Below are 14,373 nucleotides of genomic sequence, written 5' to 3' on the forward strand. Positions count from 1 at the left end.
AGTTCAGGACTGGAGGCGGGAATGGGTTGGCGACCAAAACATGCGTTGAATGAGCTCAGGATATCCCGGAACGAGGTCGCAGCGCCGACTCCCTCGCGCAAGGGCCCATGCGCCCGCGCAAGCCGTCCGCGACGCCACCCGCGAATGCACGGACTTTGGCGAAGCCCTGCCTCTCCAGAAGTGCCATGCCTCCCAGCCCCAGCAACAGGCGCGCCAGCCGCCGCAAGCACCATTCGGGCTCTTGCCGCCAATAGGTCCTCACGGTGACCACCGTATTGCGGGCGATGTAGTACTTGCGCACCGGCGGATGATTCGGAAGCATGCCCAACAAAGGAAGGCGCACCCCGCCGGACTCGCCGACGCTATGCGTCATGACGGGCTTGCGGCTGATGACCACCTGATGCCCATGCGCCCGGGCTCGCAGGCAGAACTCGTGATCCACCTGGTCGATGAAATAGTCTTCCCGGAACCCTCCCATCGCCAGTGCAAGACGCACATCAACCAGGCATCCGGAGGTAATGACTGTTTTTCGCGCCAGGAAGGCCCCGGCCTCTCCGACCGCAACCTCGGGGCGCTTGCTCCTTGGGTCCAGGTAGTTCCCCCCAACGACTGCCGGCGTTGGCGTGCACGCCACGGACACACCAAGAAGCGTGCTCACCATATCCGGAAAGCACTGGGTGTCCTGGTCCAGCGTCAGCGCCCATTTGCATCCGGCATCCAAGGCGTGGTGAAGGCCCTGGTTGAGCGCGGCTGAAATGCCCAGATTGGCCCGGTTTGAGACCAGGTAGATGTTTGCTGCGCCCTCCGGTAAATCCAGTTGACGCACGACGCCTTCCGCCGGCGTGTTGTCGACCACGACTACACGCGCCACCTGGGGCAACAGGCTACGAAGCCGTGTTTTGAATTCCTCGTCGGGGTAATAGGCGACGACAATCGCACACACCTGGCCCAGGGACGCGCCGCAGGCGCCTTCCTGCAAAGAAACTGCCTCTGCCCCGGCGCGCACGGCGCTCCCGTCCGTGTGTGATTTCACGGCTGATCCAATAGCCATTGCCAGCTCCCGTGAACCCCTTCTTCAAGGGGAATGCACGGCGCCCAGGACGGCCGGGTTTCCAGCCGCGAAATATCCAGCACGATATTGCGCACATCCACCGAACGGGCCGGGCGATAGGTTTTCTTCACCTCGCGCCCGCCAACGCTCTCCACGATACGCAGCACCTCGTTGACGCTATGCCCTTTGCCGCTGCCAAGGTTGTAAGTTCCGCTGTCTTGCGGAAGGTCCACCAGGCGCGCGCACGCCTCGGCGACGTCATCAACGTGAATGAAGTCGCGCACACTCTCGCCGTCACCCCAGATTTCCATCTCCGTGCCCAGCCGGGCATGCTCAAGCACGGTGCGCACCAAGCCGAAGCCGCTTTTCACCGTTTGCCCGGGGCCATAGGCATTCGAGGGGCGAAGGATGGTAACGGCGTGGCCGCGAGCCCGCAACGCGCCGAAAAAAAACTCTTGTGAGGCCTTGCTCGCCCCATGGTTGGAAAGTGGCGCGATAGCACTGTCCTCCGTCACGGGCAGGCTTTGGGGGTTGCCGTACACCGTCCCTCCCGACGAAAAGAAAATCAGGTGCGTCTGTGGCTGATTTTTCAGCAAGTCCAGCAGCCGCAGGGTGAAAGCGAGATTGCCCAACTCCAGGTCGGGGCTGGCGGCGGATGCACCCGGCGTGGTGGAGCGGGCGAGGTGCACCACCGTGCCGCATTGGGGCAGCACCTGCTCAAGCTGCGCTTCCTGCTGGCGGCCGAGGATATGCACAGCCCTCTTCTCACGCTGGGGGCGCCTGGCCAGGGCATTGCCGATGAAGCCCGCCCCGCCCAGCAGCAATACGCCGTCGTGCCTCACGCGTTGTGCTCCAGAAGATTTTGGTAAGCAGCCACATAACGGCCGGCGCAGCCGTCCCAGGTGCCTATTGTGTCCCTGATCCCGTCTCGAGCCGCTTGCCCTGTAGCCTGGTTTTGCTGAGGGTTTTCCAGCCATCCCAGGCCCTGGGACAGCTCCTCACGGCTGGCCGCAAGCCAGCCCGTGACGCGGTGTTGCACCATGTCGCGGTGGGCCGGCAAGTCGGACGCAAGGACCGGCAAGCCCGCTGCCATAGCTTCCAGCATCACTTGCGGCCGGCCCTCGTCGTGGCGGCTCAGGGTGATAAGCCCGCAAGCCTGGGGGAACCAGTTCTCCAGCAGGTCCGCAGGATGCGTGGCGCCGTGGTAGCGCACCCAGGAGGGAAGCTCGAGCGCCTCCTGCATAGGACCGAACAAGTGCAACTGCCGTTCATGATCGAAAAGGCCTTCCCCCCAATCGAACAGGTCGCCGATCTTATCGCGGGTCAACCGGGTCACCGCCAGCCATTGCCGCACATTGCCTGGTGCAGGCTGGCGCACCACCTCAAACCAGGGATCGTCCACGCCAAAGGCAATCGGACGGATTTCGGCGAGGTCGCCAAAGGCCTGCTCCAGCGCCGGCTGCATCCATTCCGCGTTGGGTGCCAGGATCGCGCGACGTTGCCGCAACACGGCGCGCAGCAAGGCCTTCATGCCCGGCAGACGCAGCAGGCCAAAATCGCTGCCCAGCACGGTGATCAGCGCCGGCGTTGTGGTACCCCACAAGGGCAGGGCGTTCTGGAGCCAGTTGACGTGGACCAGGTCGGCCGGCTGGCGGCGATAGGCGCGGCCCAGGCGCATAAGCAATACCAGAATGGTTCCGACGGCCAGCGCCTTCCGGGTGCGCAGCAGGTGCGCGATACCGCCTTGCCGTGACACCCCTCCGAGCCAACGCGCGTCGGCAGGGGTCATCGCGGCGGTCACGCCGGCGGGCAACTCACCCGGCGGCGCCCAGAGCGAAAGGCTGACCTCGCCACGCCGTGCCAGCGCGCCGGCCTGGTTGGCAATGAAACGGCCACGCCAATCCTGCGGACTTTCCGGGTAGGAGGTGCTGCTCATCAGGATGTTCAAGCGTTTGCCTTCTTCAAGGAGGGCTCAGTTAGCATATATGGAGGGCGCAGCCTTTCCGCCGGGCCGCAGCAATCGCCATTGTGGCTTTTCTTTCAGGCAGTCGGCCACCCATGCCGGAAGTTCCTTGCTGCCTATGAACAGGATGCCCGGACCCGGAATGTTGGCCCACTGTGCACAGTCGCTGCCTTCGGGTGAATAGGCTTTCGCGCCCGTCAGGTACCGGATATAGAGCGCACGATAGTCGGTCAGTATGACGGTCGACGCTTCGGCGGGGCCTATGCTTTCCTTGATCGCGCGGCTGGTCGGCGAGGTGTCGCGCAGTTCCCGGAAGCCGAGGCCGAACGTGGACCGCCAACGCGGAATGCCGTCGGACGCGTAGTTTGCGTGAACTCTGCCGGCCTGATCAAGGCCGGCGTAAACCAGCAGGCCCAGCAGCAAGGCCATCAGTATTTTCCGGGTGTCCAGGGCTCGGTCCGAGAATGCGGCGCCCACTGCGGGCGCCATCGCAAGAAGTAGAAAGGGAAAGCCCACTGCCAGCATGCGCAGATCCAGGTCCACCGTGACCTGGACTTTCCTGGCGTAAAGCAGGAACAGCAGATAGCCGGCCAGCCAGACGAGAGGCAGCCAGATTTCAGGGGGGCGAAGCCACTGAGTACCGCTGCGGCGAAAAGCTTTATAGGCCACAAAAGCGACCGCCATGAGAATCGGAACCTCCAGGTTCGCACGCAGCACCATGCTGAAGGCAAAAAAGGAATGTTCAAACAGATCGACAATGGTCGTTATGTCCTCTAAGAACCTGTCGACCCTGGTCACGCCTCCGCGGCTTGAACCCGAAATGTTCCCGGTCAGTTGCCAGTTGCGAAACCAAAGCGGACAGGCCACTGCAGCGCCCAGCAGCATGGCGCCCGCGGCATGCGCAATCCGCTTGCCCACAGCGGAGCCCGATGCCACAAGAATCGAGAATCCCAGCAGGGGCAGGAAAACCACCCCTGCGTACCTCACCCAGTTGCTGCTTCCTATCAGGACGGCAGCGACGGCCAGCCAGATGATTTTCTCGTTGGATATCCGATACTTCCAGAATGCCGCGTAGCCCAGCAGCAACAGGGAGATAAAAAGAGTCTCGCTCCACGCGTGGCCATAAACAATCATGCTCATCGGCGTGAACGCGTTGACGACCGCCAGGATGCCAGCGATGACCGCTCTGCCGGTGACCATCCAGCAAATCCAGAAGATGGACAGGCTGGTAATCGCCAGCAGTATCGGATTCAGCACGGCAGAGACTTTGTCGATATCGCCGCCCCCCAGGCTCAGGGCGGCCGCCCAGAGGGCCGGATACGCTGGCGGCCAATGGACCAGGGGTTTGAGCTCCGGCATCAGCGAGGACACATTGGTAGCCTGCATCGGGTGGCCCGACAGGAACTGGAGCGCGGCGTCCCTGTACGTTAATGAGTCCATCGTGTAGGCGACTCGCCCACCCGTTGCATATTGCATCAACCCCAGCACCGCCGTCAGCATGATCAAGACGATCAGGCTCAGCCTCATGGAAGGTGGCATGCCGCGGAAAAATCTGGGGAGGGCGAAACTATGGATCATGGTCAGGGCGAGCCTACGGGGCCGGGGATGGACGGGAGGCCTTGCACTGCGGCCGGGCTAGTCGTGTTCGCCGTCGCTGGTGTCGATGTTCTTGTAATGCAGTGCAGATATCTGCTCTGAAACAATGCCGATCAAGAAAGTGAAGATTGCGGAGATGAACAGCAGCGCGCTCATATTCGTGAAGCGACCGGCAGTCAGGTAGGTATACAAATAATAGGCAAGGCCCGTGAGAAAGAATCCGGCGCTGATGGGAAGAAAAAGCTTTTGCGGAGAAAACAGCGTGCCGATCTTGATAATGATCAGCAGGAAACGCAAGCCGTCACGCAAGGGATGAATGTGGCTGGAGCCGTTAGCCCGCCGGGGTGAGTGAATCGGGGCGTAGGCTACGCTGTAACCGGCCCGAAAGAAACTCATGGTGATCGTGGTAGGGTACGAAAATCCGTTTGGCAGCAGATAAAGGAATTGGCGGAAACGGGCCGCGCGGACCACCCGGAATCCCGAGGTAAGGTCGGCAATCGGCTGCATCACCATCCAGCTGGCGAAACGGCTGAAGATGTCGTTTGCCGCGGCGCGATGAAGGCCGGCTTGCGAGCCTGCCTGGCGCGCGCCAACGACCATGTCGTAGCCTTCATTGAATTTTTCAAGCAGTAGAGGAACATCTTCGGGCTTGTGCTGGCCGTCGCCATCCATGAAAACAATCACCTCGCCCTGGGCTGCGCGAGCCCCGGTCTTGATGGCCGCGCCATTGCCCTTGGGGTAGGGATGCCTCAGGTGCCTGACCCGGGACGCAAGGCATGCTGCAGCCGTGTCGTCGGTTGAACCATCATCGACAACCAGTATCTCCGCATCCGGCACGAGTGCAACGAGCCGGGGCAGGATGGTGCGCAGATTTGCCGCTTCATTTCTGGCGGGTATGACAACCGAGAGTTTGACTGTGTGGATCATTGGAAACCTGGGTGGTTCGCGTCAGCGCCGTGTCATGTTATTTTGACGCCAGCAGTTCGTTAATTGTTTGCCGCTCCTCCGCCGAAAAACTCTCACCCTGCAACTCAAGCAGCAGGCGCCGCGCCTGCTCGCGCTCTCCCGAAATGAGCAGCAGCTGCGCCCACTTGAGACGGTTGCTCGGATTGCCCGGGTTCAGCGCCAACGATCGCCCAAGGGCGCCGCGGGCTGCAGCGACGTCGCGCTCGTGCAACCATAAATAGTCTGCGTGCCAGGAATGCAGAATGGACTGTACCGCAGGCGAGACACCGGGATTGGCAAGCGCGGCCGCGAACAAGCCATCAACTTCGGCCCTGTTCAGGCAGGCCGTGCCCGCAATAGCCATTGCCTTGAGACTGTACAGCACGCCTCTGTCGCCCGGCGCGAAACGTGTTTCACGCAAGCGACGGGACAGCTCGTCAATGTCGGTCCGTGCCACCGCCTTTTTGGCCTTGCAGTCCAGCTGGATCAAGCCAAGCAAGCTCATCTTGAAATTAGGATCAGCTTCGGTGGCGGCCACGTAGTGCCCGCGAGCGAGAGCGTAGATTCTCGAATCCGACAATACCGCATCCGGAAGGTCGGACAGCGCCAGCCCCGCTTCATGGCGGGCACGGGCGGAGGCCGGATGGTGCAGGGCCTCGATCTGGGTGCGTCGCACTTCCTCACCGAATTGGTTGGCGCGAAGCCCCGTGACCAAAGCGGAATAGGCCAGCGCCATGCCCGCCAGCAAAATACCTGCCGTCCTGGCGCGTCTTGTACCCTCCAAGGCGCGAAGCAGTGCCCATCCGGCCACCAGCAAAACGCCGAGAAGCGGAAGGTAGTTGCGATGCTCATGTGCGAGCTCCAGCGGTAGCACGGTGGATTCCAGGGCGTGCCCGATCAGGAACCACGCGATGCCAAAGGCCGCGAGCGGCGCGCTTCTGCGTAGCCGCCAGACCAGCCAGGCCAGGCCGAACAAGCCGAACAAGGCGGGCAAAGTTGTCCACGGGGAGAAGAGGCCGGTGGAAACCACGATGTCGTCGTGGTACAGGCCGAAAGCCTCACTGCGCGGCACCACCATCAGGCCGAGATAAAACCAGAGTATCCGTCCTTCCGACAGCAACCGTTCGACTAGCGAGAACGGGCGAAGACCGTAGCCTGCCCACAACCATTGCGCACGCCCCAGCAGCATATACACAGCCACCCCTGCCAGCAAAAGCCCGGCCAAGACAATAAGGGCATGGGCAAGACGGTCCAGCTTGCCAAATGAAGCTCTGCGCAGAATCACCTCCCAGGCGAGCACAAACAGGGGTAGAAGTGCACCTGTTTCCTTGCTGAGAAAGGACAGCGGCCACAAGATCGCCCATGCCAGCAAGATCCAGGCGGCGCCGGCGCGTCCGCCTTGTTCCCGTCCATAGATATGAAGCAGCAGGGCGGCGAGAAGAAAAAACGCGGACAAGCTCGTCATGCGCTGCACCACGAGCAGAACAGGAAGAAGCTGGATAGGCTGGAGCAGCCACAATGCAGCCACCGCGCCGGAAGCGATAAGCGTATTGCCTTGCTTCGCCGCGTTCCCGCCCGCCGTCAGCAAGCGATACGCCAGGCAGAACACCAGGAAACCGCAAGCGAGGTGGATCGCAAGATTACTTGCCTTGAAGACAAAGGGATTAAAACCGCTGAAGTAGTAGTTGAGCGCAAAGCTCAGTTGGGCCACCGGGCGTCCGGAAGGACCGGCGCCGCCGCTCATGAGCGCTTGATGAATCGATTCGCGCGACAGGCTTTCGAGGCGCACACCTTGCGCAAAAAGGATGCTGGGTCCGTCATCGAAAAAGAAACCTCCCTGCAAGCCCGGCCAATAGATGACAACAAGCACAGCACTCGCGACGAGTGCAGCCAGGGCGACGATGTACGTTCGCATGGAGATAAAGAAGGAAAGATGAAAGAGGCAAAGAAAAAGCCCCTTGGCGAGAGGCCAAGGGGCTTTTTTGACAATTCAATCGATCAGAAGTCTTTGCAAGAACTTGGCAGGTACTTGGCTTCGACGGGGCTGGTGGAACCGCCACCGCAGCTCCACTTCACCTGGCCGGTAGTCGTGTTCGCATCGCCGCGCAGAACCACCCGCTTGGCAGAAGCGCCGGTAGGCAGGCCAGCATCACTCTTGGTGATCACGATGATGTCACCCTGGGTGGAAGAGGCACCGCTATAGGTCACGGTAGCAACATATTTCGTTGATTGGTCCTGCACGCCCATCGAAAGAGCCGACAGCGTCATGGTGTTTTTCTGGGCATAGGTTTCCGACACGGCGGTACGACCGGAGGAACCAGCCAGGATCACTTCGGACATTTTGGCGCGAACCATGTAGTCCTGGTAGGCAGGCAAAGCCACTGCGGCCAGAATACCGATGATCGCGACAACGATCATCAATTCGATCAGGGTAAAACCCTGCTGGAGGGAACGTTTCATGAAAAACTCCTTAGATGAAAAACAATAAAAACCAAAAGGCCTTAAGTCGCAGCAGTTTTCATGCCAGCATCCGCTACCCCCTTTGAACACCTATGGGCACCCTGGAGATCGCTCGGAAAGCAGGGTTTTTGATGCGGTTTTTGTCACCTTGAATTTTTAGCGTGACACTTTTGTCACGTTGGAAATCCGGCAGGCTCCAATCGTTTATTCAAGCCGCTGAATCACCCAGCGTGTCATCTCGTCCGCATAGTCTGCTGAAATACCGGCATCGAGAAGCGTCCACTTGAAAACGTTCCCGAGCTGGGCCTTCTTGTAGGTGTTCAATTTATGCTGTGTTTTGAATTGAACAATCTGCACCGCCATTTTTTCCAGGACGTAATCGACTTTTTTGGCAAATTCCTTGTCTTTCTTTTCCGTTACCTTGGGAATTCTTTCCAGGAAAAACTGCGCAAGAGACGTGCCGAATTTTTTTGCCTCGCCGGCGTCAAACCAAGCCAATGCCATATCGATCCCTGATAGTGTTGCTCGTGCGCTGATTATAGAATCAGCAACGTTTCGCACCAACGACCAACCGCCGACTGTCCAGCCGGCGCTTGATTCTCACCATCCCGGCCAGCGTCAGCGTCAGCGGCCTACAGAGTCAGCGAACCATGGGACTTTTTGATCGATTCGCGCAACGCGCAAGCACCGCCTCCAAACCCGCCGGTGATGCGGCTGCGGCTTCCGCCCTGGCCGCGGGACAGTGGCTGGATAAAGGCATGGAGCTCGAGCAACAAGGCCAAATTGACGAGGCTTTAAGCTGTTATGAATCGGCCATTGGCTTGGCGCCGACGCTCGCGCGGGCCCATTTCAACCGCGGCAACATTCTGCTGGACGGTGGCGACGCACAGAGCGCACTGGGCGCCTACCTCGAGGCCATCAAGCACAAACCGGATTCGGCCGCCGCGCATTTCAACATAGGCAACGCCCATCTGCGCCTCGGGGCGCGTGAAGCCGCCGTCACCGCCTACCGGCAGGCTCTGGCACTCAAGCCTGATTTCTCGGATGCCCATGCCGCGCTTGAACTCGCGCTGGGGCTTGAGTCCGATCAAGCCGAGGTCTATTTCCGTCAAGGCCTCGCCGAACAGGGCCTCGAGCAGTTCGATCATGCAAAAGCGCTCTATCGCCAGGCCCTGGCCATCAATCCCGATCACATGGCAGCCTGCAACAACCTCGGCGGCATCCTGCTTCGCGAGGGGAAAGCCGATATGGCCGCGCCGTATTTCCGACACGCATCCGAGGTCGATCCCACGAACGCGGCAATCCGGATGAATCTCGGTAACGCCTTGAAGTCCCTTGGGCAGATTGATGAGGCAGTTGCCAGCTACCAGCAGGTGCTGGCCTTCGCGCCGGATTATGCGGCGGCGCTGATTCAGCTCGGCAACATCCAGGGAGATCTCGGTCAGCAGAGGGAGGCCATCGCCAGCTACCGCCGCGCATTGGAAATTGAGCCCGACAACGCCGAAGCCAACATGAACCAAGGTGTTGCCTTGCTGGATCTCGGACAACTTGATCCCGCAGAAAAATGCTTCCGTCGTACCCTTGAGATGGAACCTGGCTCTGCGGAAGCGCATAACAACCTGGGCCTCGTCATGCAGAGACGGCAGAACATGGACGCCGCCATGGTTTGTTTTCAAAAAGCCCTGTCCCTTCGGCCCAAGTTCGCTGAAGTGTATGTGAACATGGGCAGCGTGTTGCAGGCCCTCGGGCAATTTGATGCGGCGGCACAAAGTTACCGGCGGGCGTTGGACATCGCCCCCGACTCTGCCATCGCGCACTCCAACTACGGTAGCGTATTGGAGCATCTCAACAAGCCCGACCTGGCCGAGGCAAGCTGTCTTCGAGCGCTGGAAATCAACCCTCAGCTTGCTCGAGCCCACAACAACCTCGGCATTCTTTTCAGCCGCACCAACAGGCTCGCCGAATCTATCGCGAGCTTTGAGCGCGCCATCAAGTTCAAGCCCGATTACGCGGATGCCTACGCGAATCTCGGCGGTGTTCTGAAAGATATAGGCCGCCTTGGCGATGCAATGGAAACCCTGCACCGGGCACTTGAGATTAACCCGGATAACGTCCTAGCGCACAACAACCTGCTGTTCATTTACAACTACGTGGCCGACTTGCCGGCCGAACAGTTGCTGGCGGACGCGAAACGTTTTGGCGAAGTCGCCGCACGTCGGGCCCAGCCCCGCACGCATTGGCAAAACCCACCCGATCCCCAGCGGGTGTTACGGGTGGGCTTTGTATCCGGTGACCTTAGCGACCATCCAGTGGGGTGTTTCCTCGAAGGTGTGCTGGCGGCGCTGACATCCCGCACTGGAAGCAGGCTGGAGTTGTTCGCCTACCCCACCTTTGCCCGCGACGATGAGACAAGTGCGCGGCTGCGCGCTTGCTGCAAAGGCTGGCATTCGGCGGTCGGCCTTTCAGACGAAGCCTTGGCGCAGCGCATCACGGAACACGGCATCGACATCCTGGTTGACCTGTCCGGGCATACGGCGCACAACCGGCTGACAATGTTCGCCTGGAAGCCGGCGCCCGTGCAACTTACCTGGCTTGGTTATCTGGCAACCACGGGCCTGACGGCTATCGATTACGTTATCGCGGACGCATGGACCCTGCCAAAAGAGGAAGAAGCTTATTTCACCGAAAAGATCTGGCGTTTGCCCGACACCTATCTCTGCTTCGCGCCACCCGTCCATGGTACCTTGCCCGGGCCGCTTCCGGCCGTCAACAACGGCTACGTCACCTTCGGAAGCTGCAACAATTTGACCAAGATGAACGACGATGTCGTGGCTCTCTGGTCGCGCATATTGCAGGCCGTTCCCAACAGCCGCCTGCTCCTCAAGTCGGCGCAACTTCACGAGGATGTTGTGCGGGAAAAGGTCATCGGGCGGTTTGGCGCTCATGGCATTGAAGCGGAGCGATTGATATTAAAGACGCCTGTCCCGCGCGGCGAGCATTTGACGACATATCATGAAATGGACATCGCACTCGACCCGTTTCCCTATCCCGGCATCACCACCAGTGTCGAGTCCCTGTGGATGGGCGTGCCGGTGTTAACGCTGGCGGGTGAGCACTTTTTATCGCGCCAGGGCGTCGGCCTTTTGATGAATGCCGGTTTGCCCGGATGGGTCGCCGCTGATCCACAGGACTATGTTGCTCGCGCGGTAGCGCATGCGAACGATCTACAAGCCCTGGCCGCGCTGCGAAGCGATCTGCGCCGGCGGGTGTTGACCTCTCCCATCTTTGACGCCCCCCGCTTTGCAGAGCATTTCGAGGCCGCGTTGCGTGAGATGTGGCTCAGCTGGTGTGCCCAATATCCCGACACTGCACTGCAAGGCCAAAAGGGCAAATGACGCTGTTTGATCGTTTCTTGAAAGCGCCATCCGGGCCCGCCAACGCCATCGAGGATGCGACCGCTCCAAGCCAAAGCGAAGCGGAACACCTTCTTGAGGAGGGYCTTGCGCTTGAAGACCAGGGGCAACTGGAAGAAGCCCTGAATCACTACAAAGCGGCGATTGAGCTGAAACCTGAACTAGCGCGCGCCCACTTCAATCGCGGCAACATATTGCTGGATAGAGGCGAAGCGGCAGGTGCACTGGAGGCCTACCTCCTGGCCGCGAAATACAAACCCGACTCGGCTGCGGTGCATTACAACATGGGCAACGCATACTTGCGCCTGGGAGACGCGCACGAAGCGCTCTCCGCCTGTCGACGGGCCATCACATTGAAGCCCGATTTCGCTGACGCGCATGTCAGCCTCGGAATGGCATTCGAAAAACTGGGGAAGCATCTTGATGCAGTAGCCAGCTACAGGCAGGCTACTCAAATCAGACCGGAATCCGCAGAGCTGTATCACACGCTGGGCCGCGTCATGATGGAAAGCGGGCAGCTTGAAGATGCGATCAAAAGCTTTGACACCGCCCTGGCACTCAATCCTGATTATGCGGAAGCTCACCACGCCCGAGGCATCGCTCTGCATGACCTTGGGCGGCTCGATGAGGCCATTCATGCTTATCGACATACATTGACCATCAATCCCGGCTTTGCCGAAGCGCACAGCAATCTGGGAAGCGCGCTGAAAGAGCTGGGCCGTCTTGACGAGGCCATTGCCTGTTATAGCCAGGCACTAAAGATCCATCCTGCTTTAGCCGAGGTGCATTACAACCTTGGCTTGACTTTTCAGCAGCAAGGGCAGCTTGACCAGGCAATCGCATGTTACCGGCACGCATTGGCCATCAAGCCTGATGATGCACAGCCCCATAACAGCCTCGGGACGGCATTGTGCGAGCGCGAGCAATACCAGCAAGCGCTGGAGCACTTTCGGCTGGCGATTGAGATTGACCCGGGCAGCGCCGACGGACATCTCAACGAGGCCATCACGTTGGCGGCCATTGGCCAATCCACCACGGCCATTGCGAGTTTTCAGCGGGCGCTTGAGATAGACCCAGAAAGGCGGGATGCGCACCTGGGCATGAGCAATGCGCTGAAGGACCTGGGTGAATATGAGTCGTCGCTGAAAAGCGTTCGTCGCGCACTCGAGCTTGATCCCGGCTGTTTCCTGGCACATAACAACCTGCTGTTTATGCATACCTACATAGCCGGCCTGCCCCCTGCGCTTGCATTCAGGGATGCGCAGCGTTTTGGGGAATTGGCGGCGCGATTGGCCCACCCCCACAGCAGCTGGCCGAACGTCCCCGACCCCGACCGGCGCTTGCGCGTAGGCCTGGTATCCGGCGATCTGGGAGACCACCCGGTAGGTTATTTTCTGGAGAGCGTGCTGACCGCGCTTTCCTCGCAGACACCTGAGCGACTGGATCTTTTTGCTTATACGAATCGCGCTACTGAAGATGTGACGAGTCAACGTCTTCGGGCCTGCTGCAAAGGCTGGCGCTCGGTAGTCCGGCTCTCCGACGAAGCCATGGCGCAATGCGTGCGGGAGGATGGTATCGACATACTGATTGACCTTTCGGGCCATACCGCACGCAACCGGCTACCCGTGTTTGCCTGGAAACCGGCCCCTGTGCAACTTACCTGGCTTGGTTATCTGGCAACCACGGGCTTAGCAACTGTCGACTATGTCATTGCGGACGCGTGGACCTTCCCGAAGGCAGAGGAGGTGAACTTCACGGAAAAAGTCTGGCGACTGCCGGAAAGTTATCTTTGCTTCACCCCCCCGGTCCATGACGTCATGCCCTCGGCACTTCCAGCAATCAGCAACGGTTACGTTACCTTCGGGAGTTGCAACAATTTGACCAAGATGAACGACGATGTCGTCGCGCTTTGGTCGCGCGTGTTAATGGCTGTTCCCAATAGCCGCTTGCTCCTGAAGTCGACGCAGCTTCACGCGGATGTTGTTCGGAAGAAGGTCATTGAGCGGTTTGGCATCCATGGCATTGAAGCGGAGCGATTGATACTAAAAACACCTGTCCAACGCGGCGAGCATTTGACGACGTATCATGAAATGGACATCGCACTCGACCCCTTCCCCTATCCTGGAGTGACAACCAGTGTCGAGAGCCTGTGGATGGGCGTTCCCATGCTGACACTGGCGGGAGAGCGCTTTTTGTCGCGGCAGGGCGTCGGCCTCTTGATGAACGCCGGGCTGCCCGAATGGGTCGCGAAAGACTCCGCTGACTATGTCGCCCGTGCGGTCTCGCATGCCGGTGACTTGCAAAGTCTGGCCAGGCTGCGCGCAGGTTTGCGACAGCAGGTGCTGGCCTCACCCATCTTCGACGCGCCGCGCTTTGCCGTCCATTTCGAGGCCGCCCTGCGCGGCATGTGGCAAGTGTGGTGCGAGAAGAACCCCCTGCCCGCCGCGGCAGGCTGAAGAGGCGATCAATGGGACTATTTGACCGATTTGCGCGGGTGGCGCGTGCGGACGGAAAAGGTGACGTGCCCGCTGCGCAGAGTCCGGCATTGAGCGCCGATGATCTGCTGGCACAAGGCATGGAACTTGAGCAGCAAGGGCAAGCGCAAGAGGCTTTGCGGCGCTATGACCAGGCGATTGCCCTGGCGCCCGACCTGGCGCGGGCGCACTTCAACCGGGGCAGCATACTGCTTGACCGGGGCGATGCACAGGATGCACTAGGGGCTTTTGCCAAGGCTGTGCAATATAAACCGGACTCGGCCGGCGCCCACTTCAACATCGGGGCCGCCCACGCACGGCTGGCTCAGCATGAGGCGGCCGCGCAGGCCTATCGACGGGCACTCGCACTCAAGCCAGAGTTCGTGGAGGCGGAAGTCGCCCTGGGGGCGGCGCTGGAAGAGATGGGGCAGGACGAAGCAGCCGTGGAGAGCTACCACCGCGCCTTGAAGA

Annotated in this window: 11 protein-coding genes; 3 read left to right on the top strand and 8 right to left on the bottom strand. The window is 60.2% G+C overall.

Annotation, left to right across the window (positions count from 1 at the left end; genetic code table 11):
• Nucleotides 1-55: 55 nt before the first annotated feature.
• The 8 genes from AC1DUN_RS19885 to AC1DUN_RS19920 form a co-directional block, all read right to left on the bottom strand.
• Nucleotides 56-1,033 carry a glycosyltransferase family 2 protein gene (locus tag AC1DUN_RS19885; protein ID WP_477715471.1) on the bottom strand — a complete coding sequence of 326 codons (978 nt, stop codon included), beginning with the start codon at nt 1,031-1,033 and terminating at the stop codon, nt 56-58.
• A complete protein-coding gene (locus tag AC1DUN_RS19890; RefSeq protein WP_477715472.1) occupies nt 1,030-1,893 on the bottom strand; it encodes an NAD-dependent epimerase/dehydratase family protein in 864 nt (287 codons plus the stop codon). Before AC1DUN_RS19890 ends, AC1DUN_RS19885 begins: the two co-directional genes overlap by 4 nt.
• Complete coding sequence (locus tag AC1DUN_RS19895; RefSeq protein ID WP_477715473.1) at nt 1,890-2,999, bottom strand: glycosyltransferase family 4 protein; 1,110 nt, start codon at nt 2,997-2,999, stop codon at nt 1,890-1,892. The genes AC1DUN_RS19890 and AC1DUN_RS19895 overlap by 4 nt, the downstream gene beginning before the upstream one ends.
• 24 nt (nt 3,000-3,023) lie before the next feature.
• Nucleotides 3,024-4,592, bottom strand: coding sequence for a hypothetical protein (locus AC1DUN_RS19900; RefSeq protein ID WP_477715474.1), 1,569 nt, complete (start codon nt 4,590-4,592; stop codon nt 3,024-3,026).
• 57 nt (nt 4,593-4,649) lie between these two features.
• Entirely contained in the window at nt 4,650-5,537 is an 888-nt protein-coding gene (locus AC1DUN_RS19905; RefSeq protein WP_477715475.1) for a glycosyltransferase family 2 protein, read from the bottom strand.
• Nucleotides 5,538-5,574: 37 nt separating this feature from the next.
• Nucleotides 5,575-7,470: a tetratricopeptide repeat protein gene (locus AC1DUN_RS19910; protein ID WP_477715476.1), complete on the bottom strand. Its 1,896-nt coding sequence runs from the start codon at nt 7,468-7,470 to the stop codon at nt 5,575-5,577.
• 83 nt (nt 7,471-7,553) lie between these two features.
• Nucleotides 7,554-8,015: a pilin gene (locus AC1DUN_RS19915; protein WP_477715477.1), complete on the bottom strand. Its 462-nt coding sequence runs from the start codon at nt 8,013-8,015 to the stop codon at nt 7,554-7,556.
• A 204-nt stretch (nt 8,016-8,219) separates the two neighbouring features.
• The gene (locus tag AC1DUN_RS19920) at nt 8,220-8,519 is read right to left on the bottom strand and encodes a hypothetical protein (RefSeq protein ID WP_477715478.1); all 300 of its coding nucleotides are present in this window, start codon (nt 8,517-8,519) and stop codon (nt 8,220-8,222) included.
• A gap of 89 nt (nt 8,520-8,608) precedes the next feature.
• Between AC1DUN_RS19920 and AC1DUN_RS19925 the strand changes: the two genes are divergently transcribed.
• From AC1DUN_RS19925 to AC1DUN_RS19935, 3 genes are all read left to right on the top strand, one after another.
• Nucleotides 8,609-11,410, top strand: coding sequence for a tetratricopeptide repeat protein (locus AC1DUN_RS19925; protein ID WP_477715479.1), 2,802 nt, complete (start codon nt 8,609-8,611; stop codon nt 11,408-11,410).
• Nucleotides 11,407-13,884 carry a tetratricopeptide repeat protein gene (locus tag AC1DUN_RS19930; protein ID WP_477715480.1) on the top strand — a complete coding sequence of 826 codons (2,478 nt, stop codon included), beginning with the start codon at nt 11,407-11,409 and terminating at the stop codon, nt 13,882-13,884. Before AC1DUN_RS19925 ends, AC1DUN_RS19930 begins: the two co-directional genes overlap by 4 nt.
• An 11-nt stretch (nt 13,885-13,895) precedes the next feature.
• Nucleotides 13,896-14,373 (top strand): tetratricopeptide repeat protein (locus tag AC1DUN_RS19935; protein ID WP_477715481.1); only part of this gene is annotated, 478 nt, incomplete at its 3' end.

The sequence above is a fragment of the Polaromonas sp. P4_F6 genome, assembly GCF_056401275.1.